This is a genomic window from Bordetella holmesii, assembly GCF_020735985.1.
Lineage (GTDB): Bacteria > Pseudomonadota > Gammaproteobacteria > Burkholderiales > Burkholderiaceae_B > Bordetella > Bordetella holmesii.
Window position 1 is genome coordinate 3,592,062 of record NZ_CP085973.1, and the last position, 14,024, is coordinate 3,606,085.

The following is a 14,024-nucleotide window of genomic DNA, read 5'->3' on the forward strand; positions in this document are numbered from 1 at the left end:
CCAGAAAAGGTGCCGGCCGTTGCTTCAGAACGGTGCGTTCAGCGCAGGGTGCGTGAGAATACTGTGCCTTGTCCGGCGGACAGGCCGCCGGTTTCCAGCGGTGCTTCGGGCACCCAGCCGGATGGCGTGAGCACCGCAGCTAACGGAATGTCGTGCGCAGCCGGCGTGTAGTCGGAGGGCAGCAGCCCTTCATCCCAGGCAATGCCGATGGCCGTGTACGGGTGGCCTGCGGCGGTGAGCGCGGCCAGTGTGCGGTCGTAATAGCCGCCGCCATAACCGAGGCGCTCGGCCTGGGCGGTATAGCCAAGCGTAGGCACCAGGACGACATCCGGCAGGACGATGGCCCCGGATTGGGGCTCGGAAATGCCATAGGCGCCGGCGCGCATGGGCTCGTGCGGCAGCCAGCGGTGAAACTCCAGGGGGCGGTCGGCGCCTTGCACGACCGGCAGGGCCACCGTGATGCCGTTGTCGGCCCATTGTTGTAACAGAGGGCGCAGATCTGGCTCCTCGGCCATGGGCCAGAAGGCGGCCACGCTTTGCAGCGGCCGGCCCAGGATGGCGCTGCGCTCGCGTGCTACGTTGAGCCACGTAAACAGCCGGCCACGCATCAATAGCGCGCTGCGGCTGCGTTGGTTTTCGGGTACACCGGCACGCAGGCGGCGCAATCGCGCGCGCAGCGTGACTGCGGTATTCTCTCCAGTATTTGGGGTCTGCATGCGAGCGGGCCTGGTCTAGCGTTGTGAGACGTGAAGGGGCGGACGGTGAAGCCTACAGTAATAGCGGGGCGTCAATCCCAACGGTATCAGAATTCATTCGCAGGAGGCAGCCTGCAACGTATGTTGCCCTTGCTGGCGTTGCTGGCCGCGGGATGTGCGCCTGTCGATGCGCAACAGCGTGCTGACGTGCCGCCGCAAGGCCTGCAGGCTTCGCTCGGCCAGCAGCAAGGGGCACGGCCCATCGCCGTGCCGTCTGCCGTGCTGGCGGGTCTGCCTGCGTCTCCGGAGTCCAGCGCCCGCCAGGCCGTGGTGGCGGCGCGCGAAGCCGTGGCGCGCAAGCAGTGGTCCGTGCTCGGCGCTTTGGTGCCACAGGCAGACAGCGATGTGCTGGGTGCCTATCCACAATATTGGCTGTTGCGTTATCAACTGGCCGTGCCGCCCAATGGGGTGCGACCGAACCGTCAGCTCGAACGCTTTCTGGCCGACAATTCAGGGAGCTATCTCGAAGACCGCTTGCGCTCCGATTGGATATTGGCGGCGGCGCGCAGCGGAGATTTCGAGACGGTGCGCCGCCTGGCTCCGGCCAAACCCGGTAACGCCCAGGTCAATTGCGCCGTGCTGGACGCCCGTCATATGACGGGCAAGCGGGTCAGCGCCGAAGAGGCCTTGAGCGCCTTTAGCCCCGGTTCGGCCTGCTGGGCACTGTATGACCAGCTCGTCGCCGATCGCATACTTGGCTGGGATGAGCTGCTGCCCCCATTGCGCGATGCCATTGAAAGCAATCGGACCACCGACGCACGCAAACTGGTGCAGTATTTGTTTGAGCCTCGGGACGTCAAAACATTCGACCTGATGATGCGTGACCCCATGAAATGGCTGGTGCGGCAGGGGAAAACGCCCGTGGGCCGCAACGAGAAAGAGCTCGTAGCGCTGGCGCTGGCCCGCTTGGCGCGATCCGACATCAGTGTGGCCGACTCCTATCTCGAGCGCGAGTGGGCGCGTCACCTGCCCCGTTCGCACCTGGCTTGGGTGCGGGGGCAGTACGCGCTGGTGGCCGCCACGGCATTGGATCCGCGTGCCTACGACTGGTATCGCGAGGCCGGCCACATTCGAATGACGGACAACAACCATGCCTGGAAAGTGCGCTCGGCGCTGCGGCAGCAGCGCGTGGACTGGAAATGGGTGGTGGCCTCGATAGACGAGATGTCGCCCGCGCAACGCAATGAAGAAGTGTGGGTCTATTGGAAGGCACGCGGTCAGGCCGCACAGGGCCATGCCGCTGAAGCGCGCCGCGCCTATGCCCGCATTGCCGATCAGTTCAACTTCTACGGCCAGTTGGCCACCGAAGAGTTAGGCCAGCGTATCCAGGTGCCGCAGCAAGCTGCACCTGTCACGGATGCGGAAATCCGCGCCGCGCGCGCCAATCCTGCCCTGGTGCGGGCCATCCATATGTTCCGGCTGGGCTGGCGCGCCGAGGCGGTGCCGGAATGGAATTTCGCATTGCGTGGCATGAGCGACCGTCAGTTACTGGCCGCCGCAGAGTTGGCCCGAGCCGAAAGGATATACGACCGGGTCGTCAATACCTCCGAGCGTACGGAGCGCGAGTTTGATTTTTTGCAGCGCTATATCGCGCCCTTCGAGGGCCGGGTCTCGGCCAAGGCGCGTGCGCTGGATGTGGATCCGGCCTGGGTCTACGGCCTGATACGCCAGGAATCGCGCTTCATCATGGACGCGCGCTCGCATGTGGGCGCATCCGGCTTGATGCAGCTCATGCCGTCGACGGCCAAATGGGTCGCCGGCAAGATAGGTATGACCGACTTCACCCCGGCCAGTGTCAATGACTTCGACGTCAATACGGAGTTGGGCACGCAGTATCTGAATATCGTGCTACGCGATCTGGATGGATCGCAGATGCTGGCCAGCGCGGGCTACAACGCCGGCCCTGGGCGGCCGCGCAATTGGCGGGCGACGTTCACCTGTCCTGTCGAGGGTGCTGTATTTGCCGAAACGATACCGTTTACGGAGACGCGGCTGTACGTCAAGCACGTCATGTCGAACGCGGTTTATTACGCGGCCATGTTCACCGGCCAGCCTCAATCACTCAAAGAGCGGCTGGGCAACGTGGTGCCGCCCGCAGCCGTCATGGCAAAGTCCCAATGAGCGCAGTCGAGGACGCGGCCACGGCCGGCCTGGAGGTCTACATCGTCGGCGGAGCCGTGCGGGATGCCCTGCTGGGCTTGCCGGCCGGTGATCGCGACTGGGTGGTGGTGGGCGCCACGCCGCAAGACATGGTGCGGCGCGGTTTCATTCCGGTGGGCGGTGACTTTCCTGTTTTTCTCCATCCCCTGAGCAAGGAGGAGTACGCGCTGGCGCGCACCGAGCGCAAATCCGGTCGCGGGTATAAGGGTTTCACGTTTTATACCGGCACGGATGTCAGTCTGGAGCAGGATCTGCGCCGGCGCGACTTTACGGTCAACGCCATGGCGCGCACGCAGCAAGGTGAGCTGGTCGACCCGCTCAATGGCCAGGCGGATCTGCGCGCCCGATGCTTTCGTCATGTAGGCGCCGCGTTCGCGGAAGACCCCGTACGTATTCTTCGGCTGGGGCGTTTTGCCGCCCGGTTCGCTGATTTCAGCGTAGCTGCCGAGACGCAGGCGCTGTGCCGCCAGATGGTCGACGAGGGCGAGGTCGACGCGTTGGTGCCGGAGCGTGTCTGGAAAGAGCTGTCGCGCGGGCTGATGGAGGCGGTGCCTTCACGCATGCTGCAGATCTGGGATGCGTGTGGAGCACTGTCGCGCGTGCTGCCCCAGTTGCGCCAATGGCACAGCGTTGCAGGCGATCTTGATGCAGCGGCGCGGCGCGGGCTTGCGTTGCCAGGGCGCTATGCTTTGCTGGCCCGGCTTAGCCCGGAGCGCGAGACGTTGGCCACCAGGCTGCGTGTGCCCGGGGACTGCGCCGATCAGGCGCGTTTGTTGCCGCTCGTGCTGCAGGCGTTGCCGGCGGCATCTGCGTCCGAGCGCCTGGACGTCATCGAGCGCTGCGATGGCCTGCGTAAACCTGATCGCTTCCTGGCCTTGGTCGAGGCGGCCAGTGTGGTGAGCCAGGTCGATATCGCCCCATGGTCGCGGGCGCTGGCTGCCGTGCGTGGCATAGATGCTGGCGCCATCGCCAGACAGTGCTCAGGTGATGCCGTGCGTATCAAGGCAGCCTTGCGCCATGCGCGTCTGGCGGCTCTGCAAGTCGCCGCCTGACCCGGTGGCGGGGCGGGCTTACAGCGTGTCGCGCCGGTCGCCGCGTGCAAAGCCGATGGATCCGGCGGGGACATCCCGGCCGATGGCCAGCACTTTGAACAGCTCGCCCATCTCGGCTTCGGAGAGCAGCTTCTGCACGGGCGCGGTGGCTTGTGCATAGGCACGGCTGTCGGTGGGATCCAGTCGGCCCAGCAGATCCAGCAGTCCGGCATTCATGAGAAAGCGGGCCTGAGAGGTGTAACCCAGCACCTGCAGGCCTGCGTCCAGCGCCGCGTCGGCCATGGCGGTGAAATCCACGTGGGCCGTGATGTCCTGCATACCGGGGGCTACGAAGGGATCGGCGTGCGCATGATGGCGTAGATGGCACATCAGCGTGCCGCCGGCGCGTTGAGGATGGTAGTACTCGCGTTGAGGGAAACCATAGTCCACCAGCAACGCGGCACCCCGTTTCAGCCAATGGCCCATCTCGCGGACCCAGGCCTCCCCTTGCAGATTGATTTCGGATACATAGCCTGGCAACGCGGGCAGGCGCGCGGCCAGGGTACGAGCCAACGCCGGGTCGGCCGGCCGGTCCTGCCAGACAAACCCTTGCTGCCAACCGACGCCGCGTTCGAGCACCTGACCATCTTCTGCAAAATGGAACAGCCGCACGGGCATGGCGTCGAGCACCTCATTGGCCAACACTACGCCTTCGAAACTGTCCGGCAGGTGGTCCAGCCATTGCACGCGGGCTCCCCTTGGTGCGAGCCGGCGCTGCTGGCGGGCGCGCAGATCGGCCGAAACTTCCACGATGGCGTATTCCACCTGTATACCCAGCCGGTCGAGCTCGGCCAACACGCCTTCGGCCAGCGCACCGGAGCCGGCGCCGAACTCGAGGATGCGACTCGTGCCCGTGGCCTGCAGCCACTGCGCGGCCTGACGCGCCAGCGTGTAGGCATATAAAGGTGTCAGCTCTGGCGCGGTGACGAAGTCGCCGCCAGGTTCACGCGCGTGGCCGGCGTTGGAGGCCAGCTTTACCGATCCAGCCGTGTAATAGCCCAGGCCGGGAGCGTACAGGGCCAGGGCCATCCAGTGGTCGAACGACAGCCAGCCGCCTAATGTGGCGATATGCTGACGCAGGTGGTCCACGACCAGTGCGCTATGTGCGCTGGCCTCGGCATCCAGGGCGGGTAGGGAGGAGGGGCGGGTGGATCGCATGATGCTATTTTCCCACGGGGGCCCGGCGCGTGCAGTGAGGCCACGCCAGGCGAAAAAAAGTTCATCGAGGAATACCGGGGAATGCAGACCGGATCTTGAGGAAGAAGTACTCCTGATCGCGGTAGCCGTAGGCGCGGCGCTTGATGACTTTGATGGTGTTGTTGATGCCCTCGACGATGCTGGTGTTGAGCCGGTGGCGACAGCGAGACAGAATCCCGTGCAGATAGGCTTTTAGCTTGAGCGCGAAGTGAGCCAAGGCGGCGATGCCGCTGCCCTGAGCCTGTTGCAGCCAGTGATCCCATGCCTGGCGGGCGTAGCCGGGGTGTTGGTAGAACCACAGCTGTTTGAGCTCATCGCGCATCAGATAAGCGGTGAGCAAGGGCTGGTTGGCCTGGAGCAACTCGTCCAACTTTACCGATTGGCACGGATCGAGGTTTTTGCGATTGCGCAGCAGTAGCCAGCGACTGGACTTGATCACCCGGCGGGCCGGCTTGTCGTGCCGCAACTGGTTCGCTTGGTCTACACGCACCCGGTCTATCACTTCACGGCCGTACTTGGCCACGACGTGGAACAGGTCGTAGACGATCTCGGCGTTGGGGCAGTTGGCCTGGATCTCCAGCTCATAGGCCGTCGTCATGTCGATCGCTACGGCCCGGATCTGCTGGGCAACTCCTGTTGGCAGTTGTTCGAAGAAGGCTCTGGCCGTCTCGCGCGAGCGGCCATCACCGATCCATAGCACCTGACGGCGGATCGGATCGACAACGACCGTGGCATAACGATGGCCCTTGTGTAGAGCGAACTCGTCCATCGCTAGGTAGTGGATCTGGCTCCAGTCCGGCTCTTGGATCGCCCGTCGCAGCAGGGCCTTGTCCAGCGCCTTGACCGTGTGCCAACCCAGTTGGAAGAAGCGCGCCACGGCCAGAATGTTGCTGGACTCAAGCAACTGGCTGACCGCCTCGGCCAGCCGGTCGGTCACTCGCTGGTAACGGCCCAGCCAGCTCAGCCTCTCCAGATGCGGTCCACCGCACTGCTCGCACCAGACCCGCCGACGCGGCACTACCAGCGTCACTCGCAGCGCCATTAGCGGCAGATCCCGCACCCGGCGCGTGGTCGTCTCATGCACCTGCCGACATCGGTTGCCGCAGTGCTCGCAGTGCATCGTTCGCGCTGAAGGCTTCAGGTAAATCGTGACCGTCCGGCTCTCACCTTCAGGCCACACGACCCGCTCCACCCGATAACCTTCCCACCCACCCAACCTCTCGATCGTCTTGCGGTCCAGCATGATCCCGGCCTTGATCCTTGAAAAATCAAGGATCAAGCGTAACGGCAATCAAGCACGGCTCCACGCTATTCCGCGATGAACCAAAAAAAACCGGGCCCTGCACGGGCCCGGTCTTCAGGGTGGCTAGTGATCAGCCGCGGCGGTCGCCGGCCGGCTTGCTGAAACGCTTGCCTGCAGCGGCGCCCTTGTTGTCAAAGCTGCGCTGGGGGCGGTCGCCGAAGCTGCGCTGGGGACGATCACCGGCGTCGCGCTGGGGGCGGTCGCCGAAGCTGCGCTGGGGACGATCGCCGAAGTCACGCTGGGGACGGTCGCCGAAGCTGCGCTGGGGACGGTCACCGGCGTCACGCTGGGGGCGGTCGCCGAAGCTGCGCTGAGGACGGTCACCGAAGTCGCGCTGGGGGCGGTCGCCGAAGCTGCGCTGGGGACGATCACCGAAGTCACGCTGGGGGTGGTCGCCGAAGCTGCGCTGGGGACGATCACCGAAGTCGCGCTGGGGACGGTCGCCGAAGCTGCGCTGGGGGCGATCACCGAAGTCGCGTTGGGGGCGGTCGCCCTGCGGACGGTCTCCTTGCGGACGATCGCCGAAGCGGCGCTCGCCAGGGCGCTTGTTGCCACCAAAACGCGGGCCGCCGCTGCTGGGGCGGGCCGTGCGTTGGGGTTCCAGACCAGCGATGGTCTCGGGTGCAATGGTCTGACCGATGTAATGCTCGATACGGCGAACCTTGTGGCGCTCGGAGTGCACGGCCAGGGTGTAGGCCAGGCCGTCGCGTCCGGCGCGGCCGGTACGGCCGATACGGTGCACGTAGTCTTCGGCCTGCAGCGGCAGGTCGAAGTTCACGGCGTGGCTGATGCCTTGGACGTCGATGCCGCGAGCGGCGACGTCGGTAGCCACCAGCACGCGTACCTGGCCACGTTGCAGCTGGGTCAGAGTGCGGGTGCGCTGGCGCTGGTTCATGTCGCCATGCAAAGCTGCGGCGGCAAAACCTTGTTCGGCCAAGCGATCGGCCAGTTCATCGGCACCGCGCTTGGTGGAGGTAAAGACGATGGCCTGATCCAGGCGCGTGTCGCGCAGCAGGTGATCCAGCAGGCGCAATTTGTGCGAGGAATCGTCGGCGTACAACAAGCTTTGCGTGATGTTGGCGTGCTTGTCGCGATGGCCCGAGATTTCGATACGCTCGGGCGAGCGCATCATTTTTTCGGCCAGGCGAGCAACGCTGCCGTCCAGGGTGGCCGAGAACAACAGCGTCTGACGGCTTTCCGGCAGGCGCTCAATGATGGTCTCGATATCTTCGATGAAACTCATGTCCAGCATGCGGTCGGCTTCGTCCAGCACCAGGGTGTGCACGGTGTTGAGCTTGACGCGGCCAGCCTTGAGGTGATCGATCAGGCGGCCGGGCGTGGCCACGAGCACGTCGACACGACGCGACAGCGCCTTGAGCTGGGCGCCGTAAGGCACGCCGCCGACGACGGTGGTCGCGCGCAGGCCAGGCAGGTTGGCGCCATAGGCAGCCGTTGCGTCAGCCACTTGCAGAGCCAGTTCGCGGGTTGGGGTCAACACCAGGATTTGCACGCCCACGCCTTTGTTGGGCGACATGTCGGCAACGCGGTTCAGGGCAGGCAGCATGAAAGCGGCGGTTTTGCCACTGCCAGTCTGCGAGGACACCATGAGATCGGCACCGGCGAGGGCGCGCGGAATCGCGGCGGCCTGCACAGGAGTGGGCTCGGTAAAACCAGCAGTTTGCAGGGCGGAGAGAATGCTGGGCGCCAGGCCCAAGTCTTCAAAAGACATAACTTTTCCTTGCCGCACAGGACGGCGCAGATGCATGGGCGGCGGGCAGCATTAATCAGCCCCGGGACCAGGCAACGGTTGATGGAAGCATCGTGCCGACCGAATCAACCGTGCGCGTAGTGCAAGCAACCAAGAAGGGCCTGCGGGGCGAAAGGAAAGAGGTCAGGAATCGATGAAGTTCGGCATGGGGCCCGTTACGGGCATCGACTGCATAGCGCCTAAAGGCGAGGAAAAATGCCGAATCTATTGGTGCAGTGCGGCGATCATAACCGAAATTCCGCCTGGCGGGGGTTTTTTTTGAAAGTTCGGGTCCAGTCAATCAGGGTTTGACCGTGTTTTTCCAGCCATTCGTTGGTCAGGCGGAAGTGTCCGCAACCGATGAACGGCGCGGGCGGTCGCGTCGCCGACAAGGGCGAAGGGTGATTGGCCGTGAGCACCAGATGGGGGTGGCCTGGGGGCATCAACGCCGCCTTGGCCTGGGCATGGGCGCCCCATAGGAGAAAGGCCTTGGGAACCGGATCCTGCGCCACGCGAGTAAAGAGGGCGTCGGTCACCGTTTCCCAGCCCTTTTTCGCGTGCGATCCGGGTTGGCCGTCCTCGACGGTCAACGACGTGTTTAAAAGCAACACTCCCTGCTCGACCCAGGGACTCAGATCATGGCCTGGAGTGCCGGACAGGGCATAGTCGCGCCCGATTTCCTTGAACATATTGCGCAGGCTGGGCGGGCATTTGCAGTCATCGGGCACCGAGAAGGCCAGACCCTGCGCCTGGCCCGGGCCATGATAAGGGTCCTGGCCCAGTATCACCACGCGCACCGCCGATGGCTGCAGGCAGCCCAAAGCACGCAGTGGGGTGGCGGGATAGACGGTGGCGCCTTCTGCCAGCCGTGACTCCACATGCCCGATGATGTTCTCCAGCGCCAGCGCGACGCGGGGCGGAGCCAGGGCCCGGGTCCACTCGGTGGGCAGATCGGCCACCTGGGCGGCCAGAGTGTGGGCAAGCAAGCGATTGTCGATAGCCATGACGGCGATTGTTGCACAAGCCTCAGGCCGCCAGCGGCCAGGTTTGCAGATAGCGGCGCAGGATGCCGGCCGAATAGACGCTGGCGACGTCGCGCAGAAACTGCAGGAAATCGATGTCCGCTTGCGAGTCCGCATGGTCGGAGATGGTACGCAGCAGCGCCCAGGGAACGCCGAACTCATGGCAGACCTGGGCCACGGCCGCACCCTCCATCTCCACGCAGAGGGCGTCCGGCAAACTGGCTCGCAGGTCGGCGCCGGTGACAGCATCGCCGACGAAACGATCGCCGGTGGCGACCAGGCCGCAATGCACGCGGCTGCCGCGTCCTTGCACGAAGTGTTCGGCGCACTCGGCCAGTCGGCGACTGAGCTGGCCGTCGGCGTGCAAGCGCGTCACGCCCAGCAAGGGCACCTCGTAGCGGGGAAAGAGCGGGCGTGCGTCCATGTCGTGCTGCAGTGCCTGGGCACCGATGACGACATCGCCCACGCGGACCCCTGAATGAATCCCGCCGGCCACCCCGGTGAAAATGACTTGGCCGATCCTGAAGCGTTGCAGCAAGGTCGCCGTAGTGGCCGCCGCCGCCACCTTGCCCACGCGGGTGAGCGCAATGACGCATTCGTGGCCGTGCAGTACACCTTGGTGGTAGTCGCGCATACCGATGCGATGCACTTGGGCGCCGGGGGCCATGGCGTCGATGAGATCGCGGATTTCGTCGGCCAGCGCGGCCAGAATGCCTATAGCGATGATGCTCTCCTTGGAGTGTGGAGCGAGAGCATAGCCATGCCCGGCGTTCTTTGCATCAGGCGTTGGCCCCATAACGGCTGGGGGTAACGCCGAATTGCTCGCGAAAAATGCCAATGAAAGCGCTGGTGCTTTCGTAGCCCACGGCCAGAGCCACCTGCGTGACGGCTTCCCCCTGGGAAAGCAACTCCAGCGCGCGCAACATTCTGGCCTGCACGCGCCATTGGCCCAGTGTCACGCCGGTTTCGGCTCGGAACCGGCGCATGAGCGTGCGCTCTGACATGTTGCACTCGCGGGCCCAGGCATCGATGCCTCGCCCATCGTCGGGAGCGGCCAGCAGCGCATAGGCCAGGGCCAGCAGGCGTTCGTCATGTGGGAGAGGCAGCGAGAGCCCTTCGGCGTCGACCAGCGCCAATTCGGCGGTCATGACGTCGAAGAGGCGGTGCGCACGGCTGTTGGCCAGGGCGGTGCCCTGTGTCAGGCGCAGATATAGCGCCTCGACCAGGGGCGTGGCCCGCCAACTGCACGAGGTCGATGGCAGGGTGGCGCAGGCATGGGCGCGCACGAACATGGCGGTGCCGCGCGCGCGTCCGAACCAGCGTGCCTGCAACTGCATGCCTGGTGGTATCCAGGCCAGTTGGCCGGGCGTCATCGAGCTGAATGCGCCACCGCTGTGCATCACCATCTGGCCTTCCTGCACCAGTAGAAACATCCCATCGATATGGGATGTGTGGCAGCACCTCCATGCCTTGGGGCTGACGTTCGCTCAGGACATGGTGGGACTCGAGCAATCAGCGGGGATCGGAGGGCAACGGCAGGTTGGCGGTTTTGCGCAAGTTGTTGACGGCTTTTCGTTAGTGCTCGTTGATGAAAATGTACATCATTCTCATTGTCTTGGCTTTCGCGGGAGAATCAGATGGACCAGACACCACTGCATCGTACGGGCATGAAGGCGACGTATCCGCGCCTGAAGATTCTGGATATGTTTCAGCGGTATCCGGAGCGTCATATGAGTGCCGCGGACGTGTATCGGCAATTGCTGGGCGAGCAGGTCGATATCGGATTGGCCACGGTGTATCGGGTGTTGGGCCAGTTGGCGCATGCGGGCTTGCTGGCGCGGAATCAGTTCGATGCACAGACCAGCGTTTTCGAACTCGCTGCCAAAGGCCAGCATGATCATCTGGTGTGTACGGGATGCGGCACGGTGGCCGAAGTCAGCAACGCGACGATTGCCGATCAGGCCAGACGCATTGCGCAACGCCATGGCTTTGCACTGCAAAGCTACAGCCTCGCCCTCTATGGCCGCTGCACGCAGTGCCGCAAGGTAATCAAAGGTGTATTCGAATGAATCCCGATCTTTTTCAATACCATGATCTTTCGCAGTTTCCGTTGGTGCTGACAAGGCATTTCGGCGCGCCTGCCGGCTATGCGCAGATATGGATCAAGGAGATGGAGCAACTGGTGTCGAGCCCCGAGCCCTTCGTGCTCGTGACGCAGGACCTGGGCACGCCGATCTCTCACGACGACCGCAAGAAGATGGTGCAGTGGCAGACTGAAAATATGCCCAGGATTCGGCAGGCCAGCCGTGGATATATCGCGGTCAAACCGGATATCTCGGGCTACGAGCGCGCGTGCAAGCAGGCTGAAAAAATGACGCGGGCGTTTGATTTCCCGTTTGTGGTCGTCAATAGCATGGTCGAGGCCCGCGCAGCCGCGCGCCGCTTAATGGCGGGGCTGGCCTGACGCGCTGGGGCTGTTTGACCGCAGCAGCAGATAGCCCGCAATCGCCGAGCACAGCGTGCCTGTCAGCACGCCAAGCTTTGTCGCGTCTATCGTGACCTGGCTGTCAAAAGCCAATGCACCGATGAACAGGCTCATGGTAAAGCCGATGCCGCACAGCAGGGCCACCCCGTAGAGTTGCCGATAGTTGGCCTGGCGCGGCAGGCTGGCAATGCCCAGTCGGATGGCCAGCCAGGAAAACCCGAAGACCCCTAATTGCTTGCCCAGGAACAGCCCTGCCGCGATGCCCAGCGGTACGGGCGCGGTCAGGGCGTCGAGCCCCAGCCCCTGGAAGGATACGCCTGCATTGGCAAACCCGAAGATGGGAACGATGAGCAGCGCGACGGGATGATGCAGGCGGTGTTCAAGCTTATGCAGCGGGGAGGGGGCTCCGTGGCGGCGCAAGGGGATGGTCAGCGCCAGCGCCACGCCTGCCAGTGTGGCGTGTACCCCGGATTTCAGGACGAAAAACCACAGCAGCACGCCCAGCGCGAGATAGGGAACGAGCGCCAGGACGCCCAGTCGATTGAGAATGATCAGACACAGTACCAGGGAGCCTGCCATTGCCAGCGCGAAGGCGTTGAGCTGGGCGGTGTAGAAGAAGGCAATGATGAGGATGGCTCCCAGGTCGTCCAGGATGGCCAGCGCCGTCAGGAAGACTTTGAGCGAGGTCGGTACACGGCTGCCCAGCAGGGCCAGGATGCCAAGCGCAAACGCGATGTCGGTAGCCGCGGGTATCGCCCACCCGCGCAGCCCCTGCGGATTGGCCGCGTTGACGGCCAGATAGATGAGCGCGGGGACCAGCATGCCCCCGGCGGCGGCCACGCCAGGCAGGACGATGCGCGCGGCCCCGCGGAGTTGGCCGTCGAGCACCTCGCGTTTGATCTCCAGGCCCACCAGCAGAAAGAAAACCGCCATCAGGCCGTCGTTGATCCAGTGTTGCACCGTCTCGCGCAGCATGACCGGCCCGACGTGCACACCCAGTTTGGTGCTCAGCCAGGAAAAATAACTTCCGGCCCAGGCCGAGTTGGCCACCCCCAGCGCCAGCAGCGCCGCCAGCATGAGGAGGTAGCCGCCCAGCGCTTCGGAAGCAAAGAAAGCGTGCAGAAAAGATTTGGGACGTAGCTGGAAATGCGGCACGGCGTTCGCTTCAAATGAAAAAGGCGGCCTGCAGGGGCCGCCTTTGGCTCAGCGGATAACGGGTTGAATTTTAGCTGAACGATTAGGGCGAGTTGAGGTGCCGTTTCAAATGGGAAGGGTTTACTGAGCGTGCGCGGCCTCAGTGCCAGAGCAAGGCGTTCATGACTTCGGTTACGCGGTCCCGGTAACGATGTAAGCGCGCCTGCAAGTCCTGTTGCCGAGTGAAAAACTCGGCGGGCTCCTGGCCGGCGGCGAACCGCGGCGGCGCCCATATGGGGCTGGGAAAGTGTCGGTCCTCGTGCCAGCGCGGGATGACGTGCCAATGCAGGTGGGGCACCATGTTGCCCAGCGCGGCGAGATTGACCTTGTCCGGGTGCAGCGTGTCGCGCTGTGCCTGCTCGATGGCGTAGACAGCGCGCATGATCAGATCGCGGCCATGCGTGGACAGGCTGGTCATTTCAGGCAGATGGGCGTTCCAGACGACGCGGGTAAAGCCGGGATAGTCTGCCTCCTGCGCGTCGATGATACGCAGGTGCTGGCCTTGCCAGAGCAGTTCGCCGCCAGTGCTCTGGCATAACGGACATTGGGGGTCGCGCGCGCTCAAGCCATCACCTTGCGATACTGAATGAAACCGGGACGGTCCGCGATGCGGTCGTAGAGCTGTATGGCGGTGTGATTGGTTTCATGCGTGAGCCAATAGACGCGCGCGGCGTTGTGCGCCTCGGCATCACGATAGACATGTTCGATCAGTGCGCGTCCGGCGCCCGTGCCGCGCACGTCTTGCGCCACGAAAAGATCCTGCAGATAGACATAGTCGCCTGCCGTCCACGTGGAGCGATGGTAAATCCAGTGCACCATGCCGACGGCTCGACCTTGCAGGTAGGCGAGTGCGGCGTGCATGGGCTGGCCGGCGTCCAGAAAGCGTTCCCAGGTCAGGCGGGTCACCGCGTCGTCGATGGTCACGTTATAGAAGGCCTGGTAGCCCTTCCACAATGGCAGCCAGACGTCGAAATCGGCTTCGGAGACGGGACGGATATCAAGAGCGGTCATGGGGTATCTCTTTCAATGAGGGGCCGTAAAGAAGGCTAGATGTGAAGATTCAATAGGTT

Annotated in this window: 14 protein-coding genes; 4 read left to right on the top strand and 10 right to left on the bottom strand. The window is 64.0% G+C overall.

Features of this window, described 5'->3' with window-relative positions; all coding sequences use genetic code 11:
- Positions 1-38 precede the first annotated feature (38 nt).
- On the bottom strand, positions 39-716 hold the full coding sequence (locus LK440_RS17320; protein WP_005016917.1) for a 5-formyltetrahydrofolate cyclo-ligase: 678 nt from the start codon (positions 714-716) through the stop codon (positions 39-41).
- A 120-nt stretch (positions 717-836) separates the two neighbouring features.
- Between LK440_RS17320 and LK440_RS17325 the strand changes: the two genes are divergently transcribed.
- A complete protein-coding gene (locus tag LK440_RS17325; RefSeq protein WP_005016914.1) occupies positions 837-2,876 on the top strand; it encodes a lytic transglycosylase domain-containing protein in 2,040 nt (679 codons plus the stop codon).
- Positions 2,873-3,967, top strand: a complete 1,095-nt coding sequence (locus LK440_RS17330; RefSeq protein WP_005016911.1) for a tRNA CCA-pyrophosphorylase — start codon at positions 2,873-2,875, stop codon at positions 3,965-3,967. The genes LK440_RS17325 and LK440_RS17330 overlap by 4 nt, the downstream gene beginning before the upstream one ends.
- Before the next feature lie 18 nt (positions 3,968-3,985).
- Here the strand turns inward: LK440_RS17330 and LK440_RS17335 are convergent, their stop codons facing one another.
- From LK440_RS17335 to LK440_RS17360, 6 genes are all read right to left on the bottom strand, one after another.
- Positions 3,986-5,164, bottom strand: a complete 1,179-nt coding sequence (locus LK440_RS17335) for a class I SAM-dependent methyltransferase (RefSeq protein ID WP_005016909.1) — start codon at positions 5,162-5,164, stop codon at positions 3,986-3,988.
- 61 nt (positions 5,165-5,225) lie between these two features.
- Positions 5,226-6,446 (bottom strand): ISL3 family transposase, encoded by a 1,221-nt coding sequence (locus LK440_RS17340; protein WP_005011985.1) that lies wholly within the window; start codon positions 6,444-6,446, stop codon positions 5,226-5,228.
- 130 nt (positions 6,447-6,576) lie between these two features.
- Positions 6,577-8,271 (bottom strand): DEAD/DEAH box helicase, encoded by a 1,695-nt coding sequence (locus LK440_RS17345; protein WP_025341261.1) that lies wholly within the window; start codon positions 8,269-8,271, stop codon positions 6,577-6,579.
- Positions 8,272-8,498: 227 nt separating this feature from the next.
- Positions 8,499-9,257, bottom strand: a complete 759-nt coding sequence (locus LK440_RS17350; protein WP_005016904.1) for a uracil-DNA glycosylase — start codon at positions 9,255-9,257, stop codon at positions 8,499-8,501.
- Between the two features lie 22 nt (positions 9,258-9,279).
- Positions 9,280-10,071, bottom strand: a complete 792-nt coding sequence (locus LK440_RS17355; RefSeq protein ID WP_005016903.1) for a 5'-methylthioadenosine/adenosylhomocysteine nucleosidase — start codon at positions 10,069-10,071, stop codon at positions 9,280-9,282.
- On the bottom strand, positions 10,055-10,708 hold the full coding sequence (locus LK440_RS17360; protein WP_005016901.1) for a helix-turn-helix transcriptional regulator: 654 nt from the start codon (positions 10,706-10,708) through the stop codon (positions 10,055-10,057). Before LK440_RS17360 ends, LK440_RS17355 begins: the two co-directional genes overlap by 17 nt.
- 204 nt (positions 10,709-10,912) lie before the next feature.
- On the opposite strand from LK440_RS17360, the gene LK440_RS17365 reads away from it, so the two are divergent.
- Both LK440_RS17365 and LK440_RS17370 read left to right on the top strand, forming a co-directional pair.
- Positions 10,913-11,344 carry a transcriptional repressor gene (locus LK440_RS17365; RefSeq protein ID WP_005016899.1) on the top strand — a complete coding sequence of 144 codons (432 nt, stop codon included), beginning with the start codon at positions 10,913-10,915 and terminating at the stop codon, positions 11,342-11,344.
- Positions 11,341-11,739 carry a hypothetical protein gene (locus LK440_RS17370; protein ID WP_005016896.1) on the top strand — a complete coding sequence of 133 codons (399 nt, stop codon included), beginning with the start codon at positions 11,341-11,343 and terminating at the stop codon, positions 11,737-11,739. Before LK440_RS17365 ends, LK440_RS17370 begins: the two co-directional genes overlap by 4 nt.
- Here LK440_RS17370 and nhaA read toward each other — a convergent pair.
- The 3 genes from nhaA to LK440_RS17385 all read right to left on the bottom strand — a co-directional run bounded on the left by nhaA (position 11,719) and on the right by LK440_RS17385 (position 13,965).
- Positions 11,719-12,915 carry a Na+/H+ antiporter NhaA gene (gene nhaA / locus LK440_RS17375; protein ID WP_005016893.1) on the bottom strand — a complete coding sequence of 399 codons (1,197 nt, stop codon included), beginning with the start codon at positions 12,913-12,915 and terminating at the stop codon, positions 11,719-11,721. The genes LK440_RS17370 and nhaA overlap by 21 nt on opposite strands.
- 139 nt (positions 12,916-13,054) lie before the next feature.
- Positions 13,055-13,519: an HIT family protein gene (locus LK440_RS17380; protein ID WP_005016890.1), complete on the bottom strand. Its 465-nt coding sequence runs from the start codon at positions 13,517-13,519 to the stop codon at positions 13,055-13,057.
- On the bottom strand, positions 13,516-13,965 hold the full coding sequence (locus LK440_RS17385; RefSeq protein WP_005016888.1) for a GNAT family N-acetyltransferase: 450 nt from the start codon (positions 13,963-13,965) through the stop codon (positions 13,516-13,518). Before LK440_RS17385 ends, LK440_RS17380 begins: the two co-directional genes overlap by 4 nt.
- Between the last annotated feature and the right edge of the window lie 59 nt (positions 13,966-14,024).

Coding starts and splice junctions, on each gene's coding strand:
- LK440_RS17335 (WP_005016909.1), bottom strand. CDS start 5,164: ATGCGATCCACCCGCCCCTCCTCCCTACCCGCCCTGGATGCCGAGGCC.
- LK440_RS17320 (WP_005016917.1), bottom strand. CDS start 716: ATGCAGACCCCAAATACTGGAGAGAATACCGCAGTCACGCTGCGCGCG.
- LK440_RS17360 (WP_005016901.1), bottom strand. CDS start 10,708: ATGTTTCTACTGGTGCAGGAAGGCCAGATGGTGATGCACAGCGGTGGC.
- LK440_RS17355 (WP_005016903.1), bottom strand. CDS start 10,071: ATGGGGCCAACGCCTGATGCAAAGAACGCCGGGCATGGCTATGCTCTC.
- LK440_RS17345 (WP_025341261.1), bottom strand. CDS start 8,271: ATGCATCTGCGCCGTCCTGTGCGGCAAGGAAAAGTTATGTCTTTTGAA.
- LK440_RS17385 (WP_005016888.1), bottom strand. CDS start 13,965: ATGACCGCTCTTGATATCCGTCCCGTCTCCGAAGCCGATTTCGACGTC.
- LK440_RS17340 (WP_005011985.1), bottom strand. CDS start 6,446: ATGCTGGACCGCAAGACGATCGAGAGGTTGGGTGGGTGGGAAGGTTAT.
- LK440_RS17330 (WP_005016911.1), top strand. CDS start 2,873: ATGAGCGCAGTCGAGGACGCGGCCACGGCCGGCCTGGAGGTCTACATC.
- LK440_RS17325 (WP_005016914.1), top strand. CDS start 837: ATGTTGCCCTTGCTGGCGTTGCTGGCCGCGGGATGTGCGCCTGTCGAT.
- LK440_RS17370 (WP_005016896.1), top strand. CDS start 11,341: ATGAATCCCGATCTTTTTCAATACCATGATCTTTCGCAGTTTCCGTTG.
- LK440_RS17350 (WP_005016904.1), bottom strand. CDS start 9,257: ATGGCTATCGACAATCGCTTGCTTGCCCACACTCTGGCCGCCCAGGTG.
- LK440_RS17365 (WP_005016899.1), top strand. CDS start 10,913: ATGGACCAGACACCACTGCATCGTACGGGCATGAAGGCGACGTATCCG.